Source organism: Polycladidibacter stylochi (genome assembly GCF_001562055.1).
GTDB classification, from domain to species: domain Bacteria; phylum Pseudomonadota; class Alphaproteobacteria; order Rhizobiales; family Stappiaceae; genus Pseudovibrio; species Pseudovibrio stylochi.
Genome location: NZ_LLWE01000042.1, coordinates 185477 through 198988, shown reverse-complemented (window position 1 = coordinate 198988; position 13512 = coordinate 185477). Strand labels below are relative to the sequence as shown.

Annotated in this window: 13 protein-coding genes; 6 read left to right on the top strand and 7 right to left on the bottom strand. The window is 46.6% G+C overall.

The features are described from left to right. Nucleotides 1-1455, top strand: a complete 1455-nt coding sequence (gene ntrC, locus AYK67_RS16710) for a nitrogen regulation protein NR(I) (RefSeq protein ID WP_068089580.1) — start codon at nt 1-3, stop codon at nt 1453-1455. 21 nt (nt 1456-1476) lie between these two features. Here ntrC and mazG read toward each other — a convergent pair whose 3' ends face one another. Beyond that, the gene (gene mazG, locus AYK67_RS16705) at nt 1477-2349 is read right to left on the bottom strand and encodes a nucleoside triphosphate pyrophosphohydrolase (protein WP_068089577.1); all 873 of its coding nucleotides are present in this window, start codon (nt 2347-2349) and stop codon (nt 1477-1479) included. Between the two features lie 106 nt (nt 2350-2455). Between mazG and arfB the strand changes: the two genes are divergently transcribed. Beyond that, nucleotides 2456-2890 carry an alternative ribosome rescue aminoacyl-tRNA hydrolase ArfB gene (arfB, locus tag AYK67_RS16700; protein ID WP_068089573.1) on the top strand — a complete coding sequence of 145 codons (435 nt, stop codon included), beginning with the start codon at nt 2456-2458 and terminating at the stop codon, nt 2888-2890. A gap of 37 nt (nt 2891-2927) precedes the next feature. Here arfB and aroQ read toward each other — a convergent pair whose 3' ends face one another. Further along, nucleotides 2928-3377, bottom strand: a complete 450-nt coding sequence (aroQ, locus tag AYK67_RS16695; protein ID WP_068089570.1) for a type II 3-dehydroquinate dehydratase — start codon at nt 3375-3377, stop codon at nt 2928-2930. Between the two features lie 355 nt (nt 3378-3732). Here aroQ and AYK67_RS16690 point away from each other — a divergent pair, with 355 nt between their 5' ends. Next, complete coding sequence (locus AYK67_RS16690) at nt 3733-5079, top strand: aspartate aminotransferase family protein (RefSeq protein ID WP_068089567.1); 1347 nt, start codon at nt 3733-3735, stop codon at nt 5077-5079. Beyond that, nucleotides 5072-5905 (top strand): beta-keto acid cleavage family enzyme, encoded by an 834-nt coding sequence (locus AYK67_RS16685; protein ID WP_068089564.1) that lies wholly within the window; start codon nt 5072-5074, stop codon nt 5903-5905. The genes AYK67_RS16690 and AYK67_RS16685 overlap by 8 nt, the downstream gene beginning before the upstream one ends. Before the next feature lie 67 nt (nt 5906-5972). Here the strand turns inward: AYK67_RS16685 and AYK67_RS16680 are convergent, their stop codons facing one another. From AYK67_RS16680 to pflB, 3 genes are all read right to left on the bottom strand, one after another. Beyond that, complete coding sequence (locus tag AYK67_RS16680) at nt 5973-6413, bottom strand: hypothetical protein (protein ID WP_068089561.1); 441 nt, start codon at nt 6411-6413, stop codon at nt 5973-5975. A gap of 95 nt (nt 6414-6508) precedes the next feature. Next, nucleotides 6509-7243 carry a pyruvate formate-lyase-activating protein gene (pflA, locus tag AYK67_RS16675; RefSeq protein WP_068089558.1) on the bottom strand — a complete coding sequence of 245 codons (735 nt, stop codon included), beginning with the start codon at nt 7241-7243 and terminating at the stop codon, nt 6509-6511. 239 nt (nt 7244-7482) lie between these two features. Continuing rightward, on the bottom strand, nt 7483-9768 hold the full coding sequence (gene pflB, locus AYK67_RS16670) for a formate C-acetyltransferase (RefSeq protein ID WP_082735897.1): 2286 nt from the start codon (nt 9766-9768) through the stop codon (nt 7483-7485). A gap of 846 nt (nt 9769-10614) precedes the next feature. Here pflB and AYK67_RS16665 point away from each other — a divergent pair. Both AYK67_RS16665 and AYK67_RS16660 read left to right on the top strand, forming a co-directional pair. Continuing rightward, complete coding sequence (locus AYK67_RS16665) at nt 10615-11196, top strand: cold-shock protein (protein ID WP_068089555.1); 582 nt, start codon at nt 10615-10617, stop codon at nt 11194-11196. A 148-nt stretch (nt 11197-11344) separates the two neighbouring features. Then, entirely contained in the window at nt 11345-11767 is a 423-nt protein-coding gene (locus AYK67_RS16660) for a DUF192 domain-containing protein (RefSeq protein WP_068089552.1), read from the top strand. On the opposite strand, the gene AYK67_RS16655 is transcribed toward AYK67_RS16660, so the two are convergent. Together AYK67_RS16655 and AYK67_RS16650 are read right to left on the bottom strand one after the other, a co-directional pair. Next, the gene (locus AYK67_RS16655; RefSeq protein ID WP_068089549.1) at nt 11764-12669 is read right to left on the bottom strand and encodes a cation diffusion facilitator family transporter; all 906 of its coding nucleotides are present in this window, start codon (nt 12667-12669) and stop codon (nt 11764-11766) included. The two genes, AYK67_RS16660 and AYK67_RS16655, sit on opposite strands and share 4 nt — an antisense overlap. Nucleotides 12670-12737: 68 nt before the next feature. After that, a complete protein-coding gene (locus tag AYK67_RS16650) occupies nt 12738-13370 on the bottom strand; it encodes a MarC family protein (protein WP_173645128.1) in 633 nt (210 codons plus the stop codon). Nucleotides 13371-13512 lie beyond the last annotated feature (142 nt).

The following is a 13512-nucleotide window of genomic DNA, read 5'->3' as shown; positions in this document are numbered from 1 at the left end:
ATGCCACGCGGAACTATTTTAGTTGCAGATGATGATGCCGCCATTCGCACCGTGCTTAACCAGGCTCTATCTCGGGCAGGCTACACCGTTCGCTTGACATCCAATGCCACCACACTTTGGCGCTGGGTGAGCTCTGGCGAAGGTGATTTGGTCATTACCGATGTGGTTATGCCTGATGAAAATGCCTTTGATGTCCTGCCACGCATTCGCAATATTCGCCCTGAGTTACCCGTGGTGGTCATGAGTGCGCAAAACACATTCATGACAGCCATTAAGGCATCCGAGTTGGGCGCCTACGAGTATCTCCCCAAACCCTTCGACTTAAAAGAGCTGATTGGCATAGCGGGGCGTGCACTATCAGAACCTAAAGTGCATAGCTTCAACTCCGATGACGCCGAGGGCAGTGAGAATATCCCGCTGGTCGGACGCTCACCAGCCATGCAGGAGATTTATCGCGTTCTGGCCCGCTTGATGCAAACGGACCTGACCGTGATGATCAACGGGGAAAGTGGAACGGGGAAAGAGCTGGTAGCACGGGCGCTACATGATTATGGCAAACGCCGTAACGGCCCGTTTGTGGCGGTTAATATGGCAGCTATTCCGCGCGATTTGATTGAATCCGAGTTATTTGGCCATGAAAAAGGGGCGTTTACCGGAGCGCAAAACCGTGCCTCTGGTCGCTTTGAACAAGCCGATGGCGGCACGCTGTTTCTGGATGAAATTGGCGATATGCCGATGGAAGCGCAAACGCGCCTATTGCGTGTATTGCAACAAGGTGAATATACCACTGTGGGCGGGCGCACCCCCATTAAAACAGATGTACGCATTGTTGCGGCCACACATAAAGATTTGCGTCAGGCTATTGCACAGGGTTTGTTCCGCGAAGATTTGTATTTCCGCTTGAATGTGGTGCCCATTCGCTTGCCACCTTTACGCGAGCGCACCGAAGATATTCCTGACCTGATCCGTCACTTCTTCTCTTTGGCTGAAAAGGAGGGCCTGCCAGCCAAGCAAATCGAACCGGCGGCCTTGGATAAGCTGCGCCGTTATCGCTGGCCGGGCAATGTACGTGAGCTGGAAAATATGGTGCGCCGCTTGGCAGCGCTTTATCCGCAAGATGTTATTACGGCCAGTCTAATTGATTTGGAACTCAATCAGCCGAGCCATAGCAATGCCGAAGGGGGGAGTGACGAAGGTAGTTTGGAACCGGTTGCGATCAATACTTCAATGGAGAGGTACTTTACCAAGTATTTTTCCGAGTTTGGCGAAGATTTGCCGCCTCCAGGGCTATATCACCGTGTTTTGCGTGAGGTGGAACTGCCGTTAATCACGGCAGTTTTAGCGGCAACACGTGGCAATCAGATCAAAGCCGCAGAACTACTTGGGCTGAATAGAAATACTTTGCGTAAAAAAATAAGAGACCTGGATGTTCCGGTTTTCAGGAGTGCAAGGTAACCATAACATCTAGCTATCCGATTATCGACGGTGGGCAGTTTTGCGGAGATCGAAGGCTTTGGCGGCTTGCCATAGCTCTTCCATTTCCTCAAGGCTTAGATCGTTCAATGGACGCTTTTGCTGTTTGGCCCCGGCTTCAATATGGGCAAAGCGTTTGCGGAATTTTTCGTTGGTGCGTTTGAGTGCGGCTTCTGGCAGAATGTCGAGGTGACGCGCCAAGTTTGCTACGGCGAAAAGTACATCGCCGAGTTCTGCTTCAATACAATCACGGTCTGGTGAGTTGGCGACAACTTCTTCCTCTAGCTCTGTGATCTCTTCACGGATTTTGGCAAGGACCGGTGCGGCCTCGCCCCAGTCAAAGCCGACTGTTGAGGCATGACGCTGTAGCTTTTCGGCCTCTAATAGTGCAGGAAAGGTGCTAGGAACTTCATCCAAAAGTCCCTGTTTGCGCGGGGTGATACCTCGTCGTTCTAATTCCTGCAGTTTTGCTTGCTTTTCCTTGGCTTTAATGGCTTGCCACATGCCTTTTTGCATGCCGGCCTTACGCTGTTCTTGAGTGCCGAAAACATGAGGGTGGCGGCCAATCATCTTTTTGCAGATGGCATATACGACATCTTCAAAGTCGAAGGCCTGTTGTTCTTTCGCTATTTGTGCGTGATAAACCACTTGTAGCAAGAGATCGCCAAGCTCTTCTTTCAGCTCTAGCATATCGTCGTTGGCAATAGCCTGTGCCACCTCGTAGGCTTCTTCTATCGTGTAGGGAGAGATGGAGGCAAAATCCTGCTCGATATCCCATGGGCAACCAATTTCAGGGGTGCGTAAGATTTCCATAACCTCTAGCAAACGTTGAATTTGGCTGGACGCTTCGAGGTTTTCTGGAGTAGTTTTGGACATTATGGCGACCTAAATTATTGAGCAGGGTTATTGACGGCAACCTAACAGGGTGTGAAAGCGGGGGTAAGGGGCAAAACTCCCGGCCCAAAGATTTTTAGAGGTTTTAATGCAGTTTGAGAAAACAATAGCGGTAAAAGATGGCGTGGTGATCCGGCTAGAGGATTTACGTTTTGATTTTATTCGCGCTTCCGGTCCTGGCGGTCAAAACGTCAACAAGGTTTCGACAGCTGTGCAACTGCGCTTTAACCTGCGAGAAAATACGACATTGAATGAGGGGGTTAAAACCCGATTGGGGCAACTCGCGGGGCAGCGCTTGACCAATGGCGGCGAAATTGTTCTCACAGCTGATAGGTTTCGCACCCAAGAGCGTAACCGGGAAGATGCCATGGAGCGCTTACTGGAGCTAATCACCAAAGCTTTGTATGTGCCTAAAAAGCGGCGGCCCACCAAACCGACCAAAGCATCGCAAAAGCGGCGGTTGGATTCAAAAAAGAAGCATAGCCAAACAAAAAAGCTGCGTGCCTCACGCAGCTACGATTAAGCCTTAGCTGTTCATTGGTACTTCGGCGGCGGGGCTGTTATTTCTCATGCTCAAGCATATCCACAAGGGCGTCAATAGCTAGCATATAACCGGTGGTCCCCAACCCACAAATCATACCTTTTGCCACCTTGGATACGAAGGAGGTATGGCGAAATTCCTCACGGGCATGAATGTTGGATAAATGTACCTCAATAACTGGACGTTCAACGCTAGCAATGGCATCCATAATGGCAACGGAGGTATGTGAATATGCTCCGGCGTTGAGTATTATGCCGTGACTGGTACCGCGGGTTTCGTGCAGCCAATCTATTATCGTGCCTTCATGGTTAGATTGACGGCAATCAACCTCAAAGCCCATTGTTGCTCCGTGGACACGACAATGTTCTTCTAATTCTGCCAAGGTGGTTGAACCGTACACTTCTGGCTGTCTTAATCCCAAGAGGTTTAAATTAGGTCCATTGATAACGAGAATTTTTTTCGCATTCATAGCAGCTGCCTCTCTTCTGCCCAATGACGATTTCTTATCGAAATTTTTTACAACCCGCAAAACTATTAATGCTTTTTCGGGTTTCAGTGTTTGCTAGTGTTTATAAACTAGCATTCTTAGCGGGAACATTTTTAGATTAAATTTTACCTATGAATATGTCTAGATAATTTGGCTATAAGTAAAATATACAACTTAAGTATTAACTCTTGAGTTGCAGTTTAATATTGTTGCATTTTTCCTTTGGTATACAGGTATTTGTTTCAATTTTTCTCTTGTGATGATGGTCGTAAACAGATTTAGTTCATGTTTGTTAAACAAGACGTCACGACCCATCGAGAAATATAAGGTTGGCACCATGAGCCATTTATTTCCCCGTCATTGCGCCAGTGCGCTTCCAACAGCTGTTAAAGGTGATGGTTGTTACATTATAGACCAAGAAGGCAAACGCTATTTTGATGCATGTGGCGGCGCTGCTGTATCATGCCTTGGTCATTCAAATACCCAAGTTATTGAGGCCATTAAGTCTCAGGTAGACCAAATAGCTTTTGCTCATACAGGCTTTTTCAATAGTGCTCCTGCGGAAACGTTGTGTAATCAGTTAATTGAGAAAGCACCGGCAGGACTTGACCGCGTATATTTGGTTTCAGGTGGTTCGGAAGCAACTGAAGCGGCTTTAAAGCTTGCACGTCAGTATCATTTAGAGCGGGGAGAAGGATCGCGCACGAAAGTTATTGCCCGTTTGCAAAGTTACCACGGCAATACCCTGGGGGCTCTTTCTGCTGGCGGCAACATGTGGCGACGCGAACCGTTCGAACCTCTATTGATCGAGATGTCGCATATTGAACCATGTTATGCATACCGGCACCAGAATACTGATGAAAGTGATTTGGAATATGGTTTGCGGGCAGCACAAACGTTAGAAGATGAAATTCTGCGTCTTGGTGCTGAAAATGTGGCAGCATTTATTGCTGAGCCTGTAGTGGGTGCGACTATGGGCGCTGTACCAGCAGCGGCGGGTTACTTTAAGCGTATTCGAGAAATATGCGACCAATATGGTGTGCTGCTTATTCTGGATGAGGTAATGTGCGGTATGGGACGGACCGGCCATATTTACGCCTGTGAAGCAGATGGTGTGAGCCCAGATATACTTTGTATTGCTAAAGGGCTTGGCGCCGGCTATCAGCCAATCGGTGCTATGATTGCTACACAAAAAATCTATGATTGCATCGCACAGGGCTCTGGCTTCTTCCAGCACGGTCACACTTATATTGGGCATCCAACAGCAGCTGCAGCGGCTTCGGCAGTGTTTTCGCAAATTTCAGCTCCTGGCATGATGGCACATGTGCAAACAATGGGTGAGCTACTGGCCAAAGCACTCGAAGAACGCTTTGGCGAGCACCCATATGTGGGTGATTTGCGTGGGCGCGGGCTTTTCCGTGGTATCGAATTGGTTTCTGATCGGGCAAGCAAACAGCCGTTTGACCCGAAACTCAAGCTCAACGCTCTGGTAAAGAAGCAAGGTATGGCGCATGGTTTGATGTGTTATCCTATGGGGGGCACAATAGATGGCAAGCAGGGTGACCATGTATTGTTAGCGCCACCGTTTATTATTGAAGCGGATGATGTTGAGCTGATTGTGGACCGTTTATCATTGTCCATTGAAGCTGCTTTGAAAATTGCCGGAGTACCGAGCCATGCATAACACCCAACAGCGGGTTATTATGTGCGCCCCAAACGGGGCGCGCCGTGGCAAGGCTGACCACAGTGCATTGCCAGTTCAAATTGACGAGACAGTTGCTTGTGCCAAACAGGTTTGGGCAAAGGGTGCCAATGCGTTACATGCTCATGTGCGTGATAACAGTGGGGCGCATGTGCTTGATAGCGGTCTCTATAAAGAGTTGCTAGCTGAAATGGAGCAGCAACTTCCTGAAATGCTTGTGCAAATAACCACAGAAGCTATCGGGATTTACAGTGCACAGCAACAGGCACAAGTGGTACGGGAGGTGATGCCAAAAGCAGTTTCGGTTGCTCTACGAGAGATGATGCCTGAAGGTGAAAACTGTACCGTTGGGCATGATTTTTATTGTTTTGCCCAAGAGGCAGGCATAGCGGTTCAACATATACTCTATGACGCTGCCGATTTAGAGCGGCTGGTTGCTCTGCAAGATAGTGGCAAACTTCCTCAAAGCTTCGGTAGTCATTTGTATGTTTTAGGGCGCTATGCCAAGAACCAGTTGAGTGATCCGCGTGATTTACTCGGATTTTTATCGGCACGTGAAAAGCTGGAAAACACTCATGTCCCCTTTATGTGTTGCGCATTTGGGCAAAGCGAAACAGCGGCTTTGACAACGGCGATGGCATTGGGTGGTCATGCCCGTGTTGGCTTTGAAAACAGCCTTTGGAATGGGCAAGGTCTATTGGCTCTTGATAATGCGGAGCGTGTGGCTGAGGTTAGTATGCAACGCAAAACGCTTGGTTTTGGTGGGCCAGATTGCCAGGAGCAAGTGCTCTGCGTACTTGGTGGCTAAGAACCTTATGTTATCTACCCTGACTGAAGAGCTATCATCAGGGTAGATACGATTTGTTTAGACGAGCTTATTGGTTGCGTGAATTCGTTGCATGCCGAGTATACATGATCATTGGAAATACGAGTATAACGGCAACTAAAGCTGTGAAGATAGAATCTTCAAAAGAACCGGGTCTGAAGTAGAAAATATCTATTCGATTGCCTAATCTGGGCATTAATGTCGTTAAGCCGAACTTGACAATGATGTTATCTGCTATGGGCTGTAAAACAACAATAAATGGAATTGATACTATAGAAAAAACTAGGAATTCTTTTAGTTTCATCATTCTTTTGTTTTTTGAATAGAAAACAATTGCAGCATAAATTGCGGCAGGGAATGCAGCATATATTGGAGTTCTAGCAATGAAGGGCTCTATCTTCATCTTGCCTGCGTAGCCCACGTAAGAAATGAAAACGCCAATGCACCAGATAGCTGCAATGGTTATTAAAAATGTAATTAAGTTTTTCATTTAAAATGCCCTCTAGTTATTAGTATTTACCCTAATGCGTAGAGGGAGTTGATAAGTCAAACGCTCTTTAAAATTTGTATGCGTTTTTCCATATATTAGTGAACGTTTAAACCTTGGTCTTTGAAGACCTGTTGCACATGGGCCAAAGACTCAGGTGTTGGTGGTTCGGTATTATTGAGCTGGTAAGACATACCCATCTGCTGCCACTTGTGTTCACCCATTTTGTGGAAGGGGAGAACATCCATACGGCTGACATTGTCGAGTGAACCAACGAATTTTGCCACACCCTCGACATTTTCTGGGGCATCGGTCAGGCCGGGTACGAGAACAAAGCGGCCCCAGACTTCCTTACCCATTTTTTGTAGGCGTTTGGCAAATTCTAATGTGGGTGCAATTTCAACGCCTGTGACGTTCTTGTAAGTTTCGGGCACCCAGGATTTAACATCCAGTAAAAAGAGGTCAATTAAATCAATCAGCTCGTCATCGGCTTTCTTGCCAAGGTAGCCAGAGGTGTCAATGGTTGTGTGAATGCCCATTTGTTTTGCACCCCACAACAACACACGTAAAAATTCGATCTGAGCTAAAGGCTCGCCGCCACTTACCGTGATGCCGCCACCGCCTTGCTCAAAGTAGCTGCGGTATGTGGCTATATCCTTCAACAGTTCGTAGGCGGAGGTCATCTTTCCGCGTTTCATTTTCATGGTATCGGGATTGTGACAATACTGGCAACGTAAAGGGCAGCCTGACAGGAAGATGATGTAGCGCAAACCCGGACCATCAACAGTACCGCCAGTTTCTACGGAATGGACATAGCCCATGACATCTTCCATGATTTTTTCCCTTTTTTGTGCCTGCCATTAGCGCTGCGCGCTCATAATGGAATAGTTATAATATAAGGCGTTTATTATTGTTTTGACAGTATTTTTACTGCAGGGCAGCCATTCGTTTTTGGCTGATGTGCGCTGGTGTCGCACCACATGAGTTCTGGTATTATTTTGTTCGCATTGGGCAACTTAGATGCAAAAAGGGCGCGGATCAACCGCGCCCTTGATGGTTTATTTATCGGCTCTTAGCGTTGACCGTGGAAAGTACGGTTAATCACATCTAGCTGTTGTTCGCGGGTGAGCTTGATGAAGTTCACTGCGTAACCGGAAACACGAACTGTCAACTGTGGGTACAGTTCTGGGTGTTCCATCGCATCTTCAAGAGTTTCACGGTTGAAGACGTTGACGTTGATGTGGTGGCCCATGTCGTGCATGTAGCCATCGAGCAGGTTGGAGAGGTTCTCTACGCGTTCTGCTTCATCTTTACCAAGAGCACTTGGGATGATGGAGAAGGTGTAAGAGATACCGTCCTGGCTGTCTTCATATGGCAGTTTGCACAAGGACTTCATGGAAGCCACAGCGCCTTTTTGGTCGCGGCCATGCATTGGGTTAGCACCAGGAGCAAATGGCTCGCCAGCTTTACGTCCGTCCGGAGTAGAGCCTGTCTTCTTACCATAAACCACGTTAGAGGTGATGGTCAGAATTGACTGGGTTGGCATTGCATCACGGTACATTGGCTGGTTGCGAACTTTACCCATGAATTTCTTCACGAGGTTTTCTGCAATTACATCCACGCTGTCGTCATTGTTACCGAAGCAAGGGAAATCGCCGTTGATTTCATAGTCAACAGCAAGACCGTCTTCGTTGCGGATTACTTTAACTTCAGCGTTTTTGATTGCAGAGATACTGTCGGCAACAACAGACAGACCAGCAATACCACAAGCCATGGTGCGCAGGATGTCACGATCATGCAGCGCCATTTCAATGCGCTCGTAGTTGTACTTGTCGTGGCTGTAATGGATACAGTTCAGAGCTTGTACATAGACCTTGGCAATCCAGTCGAGCATTTGGTCGTAAAGAGGCTCAAGTGCATTCCAATCCAAAACATCACCTGTAAATGGCAGTGTTTTAGGGCCAACCTGCTTGCCGGATTTTTCGTCGATACCACCGTTGATGGCGTAAAGCAGTGCTTTAGCCAAGTTGGCACGAGCGCCGAAGAACTGCATTTGCTTACCGATACGCATTGCAGATACGCAGCAAGCAATACCGTAATCGTCACCCCAGTAAGAACGCATCAAGTCATCGTTTTCATACTGGATAGAAGAAGTGTCGATGGAAACTTTAGAACAGAAGTCCTTAAAGCCCTTCGGCATTTTTTCAGACCACAATACTGTGAGGTTTGGCTCTGGTGCAGGGCCGAGGTTCACAAGAGTGTGAAGTACACGGAAAGAGTTTTTGGTGACCAATGTGCGGCCATCAACACCCATACCAGCGATGGATTCTGTTACCCATACAGGATCGCCAGAGAAGAGAGCATTGTAATCCGGTGTACGCATGAAGCGAACGAGGCGCAACTTCATGACGAAGTGGTCCATCAGCTCCTGAGCTTCAGATTCAGTCAGTGTACCGTTGTCAATGTCACGCTGGATGTAGATATCAAGGAATGTTGAGGTACGGCCCAAAGACATGGCAGCGCCGTTTTGTTCCTTAATAGCAGCCAGGTAGCCAAGGTATAGCCACTGAACAGCCTCTTGTGCGTTTTCAGCCGGACGGGAGAGATCAAAGCCGTGTTGTGTGCCCATTTCCTTCAATTCGTTCAAAGAACGATATTGTTCAGAAATTTCTTCACGCAGGCGCAGAGTATCTTCGCTCAGTACGTTGCCGTCTAAAGAAGCATGCTGAGCTTTTTTGTCTTCCATTAGCTTGTCGATACCGTAAAGAGCAACACGGCGATAGTCACCGATGATGCGGCCACGGCCATAAGCATCTGGCAGGCCTGTTACGATACCGGCAGAACGTGCGCGGCGAATTTCAGGGGTATACATATCGAAGACGCCATCGTTATGGGTCTTACGATGTTTTTTGAAAATCTCAGCTGTTTCCTCTGAAATCTTATAGCCATTGCTTTCAAGGGCATTAACAGCCATTTTCAGGCCACCATAAGGCATAAGAGCACGTTTCAAAGGTGCATCAGTTTGCAGGCCAACAACTTTTTCTAGATCTTTGTTAATGTAGCCTGGAGCATGGGAAGTGATAGAAGAAACAACGGCTGTGTCTGCATCCAGAACGCCTTTTTTGTTTTCTTCTTTCATCAGCTCAAGACAGTCTTCCCAAAGCTTATTGGTAGCTTCGGTTGGACCGGCTAGGAAACTCGCGTCACCTTCGTAAGGTGTGTAGTTCAGCTGGATGAAGTTGCGAACATCGATTTCCTTATTCCAGTCGCCTTTGACAAAACCTTTGTAGCATTTTGGCATGTCGTCGTCTAGGAACGGAAGGCCGCCGGCCTTGTCGATGTCTTGATGAACGCCCATGGTTCTTTCCTTCATATTTGGCAATCAGGCCTGAACTACAAGTTAATCCCAAAGTCTTGTAGGTTTGTGCCTAATCGCTTCCTTCGCTTGATGAGCAAACATTACGCCTCACACCGCAGTTTTGATTGATTTAGATCAATTCACAAGTGATCATCTGCTATGCGTAAAGCGAAACTCGAATATATACATTTGAATACATTGTTATGCTGTAGTTTTTCTTCAAGGTGCTGGTGGAATATTACGAATATAAGCGAATAATAAAAAAAGTATAATTTATTGATATTAAAGTATAAAATCGTGATATTATGTCGCAATATATTAGCTGATGGCGTGGATAATTACAAGGCCAAAAAGCACGGTTTTTCTTGCTCTTTAGCTAAAGAGCAATGAAAATGAAGATATGCAACAGCGGAATGTCAGTTATGCGAGTGCTGAAATATTAATTGAACAAGTAGTTGGAGGTGATTTATTTTGGAAGTTACATCAATTTCCGATTTAAAGTGATTCCAAATTTCCGTTTTTGACGGCTGAGCACACTTCGAAAGATTCACCCAAAAGGGGGGAAATCAATTATCGTGAAGGCATCGGTATTTAGCAGATATGACGTTGATCTAATATTCAATGAATAAACTAACATAGAATTGTGACTTCTTTGCCAGAAATCAAAAACAATAGGGGATGGTTTACAGAATATTAGTGTTTTTTCCTAGGCGTGATTTGTCGTACTGCTAAGGTTAGTGAGGTGAATCGATCACAAGATATTTGGCGCTTTAAAGCGAATTCAGCTTTATACTCTGCGGTAACTTGTGAAATTTTGAATGCGGCACATTAGTTGGGGCAACAATCATGGTGACAAAATCAGCGCCTGAGCTGGCCTCTGTAGAGAGTTTGAATGACGATACTTCACTTGATGTTATGCAAGTTATTGGGCGCATTAAGTGGTTTGATGTTGGGAAAGGTTTCGGTTTTATAGAGCCAGAAAATGACCTGCCGGATGTATTGTTACATGTTACTTGTTTGCGAAGAGACGGATTTCAAACGGCCTACGAAGGGGCCCGGGTCGTTTGTGAGGTGTTAAACCGTCCACGTGGTTTGCAAGCATTGCGCATACTTTCTATGGATCAATCGACAGCTGTTCATCCCTCACAGCTTCCACCTTCGCGCACACATGTGCAAGTGGTGGCTGAAACACAATTTCTAGAAGCCGAGGTGAAATGGTTTAACCGTGTGAAAGGTTTTGGCTTTTTAAGCCTTGGTGAGGGAACTGAGGATATTTTTATTCATATGGAAACATTGCGCCGTTTCGGGATTACGGAATTAAGACCGGGACAGAAGGTAATGGTTCGTTTTGGGCATGGTCCAAAGGGGCGTATGGCAGCGGAAGTGCGGCCGATTGGGGAGGGTACGCACATTCCGCAATCTCATTAGCCCGAATGAATAGACAGGAAGTGTTGAAGGTGTATGTGATAGCGCTTAAAGTGCATGTCTGGTTGGTCTTGTTAGAGGGGACGTGGATATGCGCTGTATTTGCTGTGCGCTATTAACGTGTAGGAGCTTTATAAGGAGTACCTTAAGTGTGCTCCTTTTCTTTGTGTGCAGCTTACAAGCACATGCCTTTGATCGCGTGCAATTGCATGTCACGACAGCCGAGGGAAACTCTATTTCTTTTAATTGCGAAGTTGCCCAAACGCCAAAGCAGCTAGCTCGTGGGTTGATGTTTCGCAAAAAACTACCTGAAAACAATGGGATGCTCTTTGTTTTTGATAAAGCTGATGAACAGCTATTCTGGATGAAAAACACGGCCATTCCATTGGATATTATCTTTATTAGAGCAGATAAAAAAGTGCACCATATTGCACAAAACACTGTGCCATACTCTAAAAAGGTAATCTCTTCACGCGGTGCTATAAAGTATGTTCTGGAAATAAATGCTGGGCTTTCGAAAGAGCACAGCATTATTGTTGGATCGCAAGTGGACTGGAAAGCGCTTATTGATTAAGTGGCTTGAGCTTCGATAAATACTTTACTGACCATAGGATGTTTCGATTTAATCTCATTTTCGAGTGTGCTTACGATTTGCTCCACTTCATGTGCCTGTATTTGGTCTATGAAGTCCAGCGAGGCGACAACCAGAACGTCATTTGGGCCTAAATGCAGGGTACGTAATTCATTGAGGTTTTCAATTTCACTCGGAGCGCGCAAGATCTTTGTTATGTCGGTAACTGTTTCGGTGCTAGCGGCTTCGCCGATCAGTAGGCCCTTGGTTTCCAGTGCAAGAGTAAATGCTGTGCCTGCGAGGATAAGGCCAATAACCATAGATGCAGCACCATCTAGCCACGGCACTCCCAGGAATTTTGCCCCCAAAATGCCAAAGAAGGCTACAATTAGGCCAAGCATGGCGGCAGTATCTTCAAACAGTACTGTGAAAACTGTCGGGTCTTTTGAGTCGTGAATGGCGGCGACTAAAGATTTCTTCCCCTTGCTCTTAGCGAATTCTTTGTAAGCTACCAGCCACGCCCAGCCTTCAAAAATCATAGCAAGAGCCAAAACGCCAAGAGCAATTCCAACACTCTCAATAGGGTGGGGGTGTATAACCTTTTGGAAACCCTCATAAAGTGAAACGCCAGCACCTACGGCAAAAATGAGTATGGCTACAACAAATGCCCAAAAGTATAGCTCTGATCCGTAACCAAAAGGGTGCTTTTCATCTGCCGGTTTGGCTGCTTTTTTCATTCCATGTAACAACAAGCCTTGATTGCCTGTATCAACTAGGGAGTGAATTCCTTCCGAGAGCATAGCCGCAGAGCCTGTGTAAGCAGCTGCTGCGAATTTTGTAATTGCAATGAGTGTGTTACCAGCTAGTGCAGCAAAAATAACTTTTTTAGAGCCATGGGCCGCCATTGAAATATCCCTTATTAATGATTGGGCCTTAGATAGTGATTAAGTGCAGTAGTTTTAAGTTTTATAATTCAGATATTAAACAAACTCATGATGCCATCGGCAACAAACTGAACAGAAAGCGCGGCTAATAGAACCCCAAACAAGCGGGTGATGATCATTTGGATGGTTGGATTGAGATAGCTAGAGATTTTATCGGAAAGCAAAAATACCAGAAACACACCGCCCAAAACAGCGGCCAAAACAGCAAGTAAGGCCATTGATCCCGTCATACCCGGAGCCTCACCTGCCAGCAGTATAACGGCACTGATTGTGGCAGGGCCGGCAATGAGAGGGATAGCTAAGGGAAAAACGGCTACGGTTGAAAGGTCGGCTGCCTCGTCGGAAGCTTTTTCTGCTGACTCAGCCTTACGTTTTTGTCGATGCTCAAACACCATTTCAACAGCGATAATGAAAAGTAACAATCCACCGGCGACTTGGAATGCAGGTTGAGAAATTCCCATAACTTTCAGGAGGCTATGGCCGGCAAACAAGAATGCGAGGAGGGTTGTCGCCGAAATCGCCAGAGCTTTAATGGCAATGGTGCGGCGCTGCGTAGAGCTGGCACCGGCAGTCAGCGCCAGGAAAACGGGGGCGAGCCCAATGGGATCGATGGTTACGAAAAGCATGGCGGCTGCATTGCTTACAAATTCTGTTAGTATCATTATTGGTTGCAAAGCCCCTGTTTTTGGAAATGCATTTACTCTGTCAAATCGCTAGCAAATCATCTCACCTGCTGCAAGGGGCAATGTTGGATGTCGTCTGCCGGTAGATAATTTGCCGCCTAGTGATTACTTTCTTTGATTA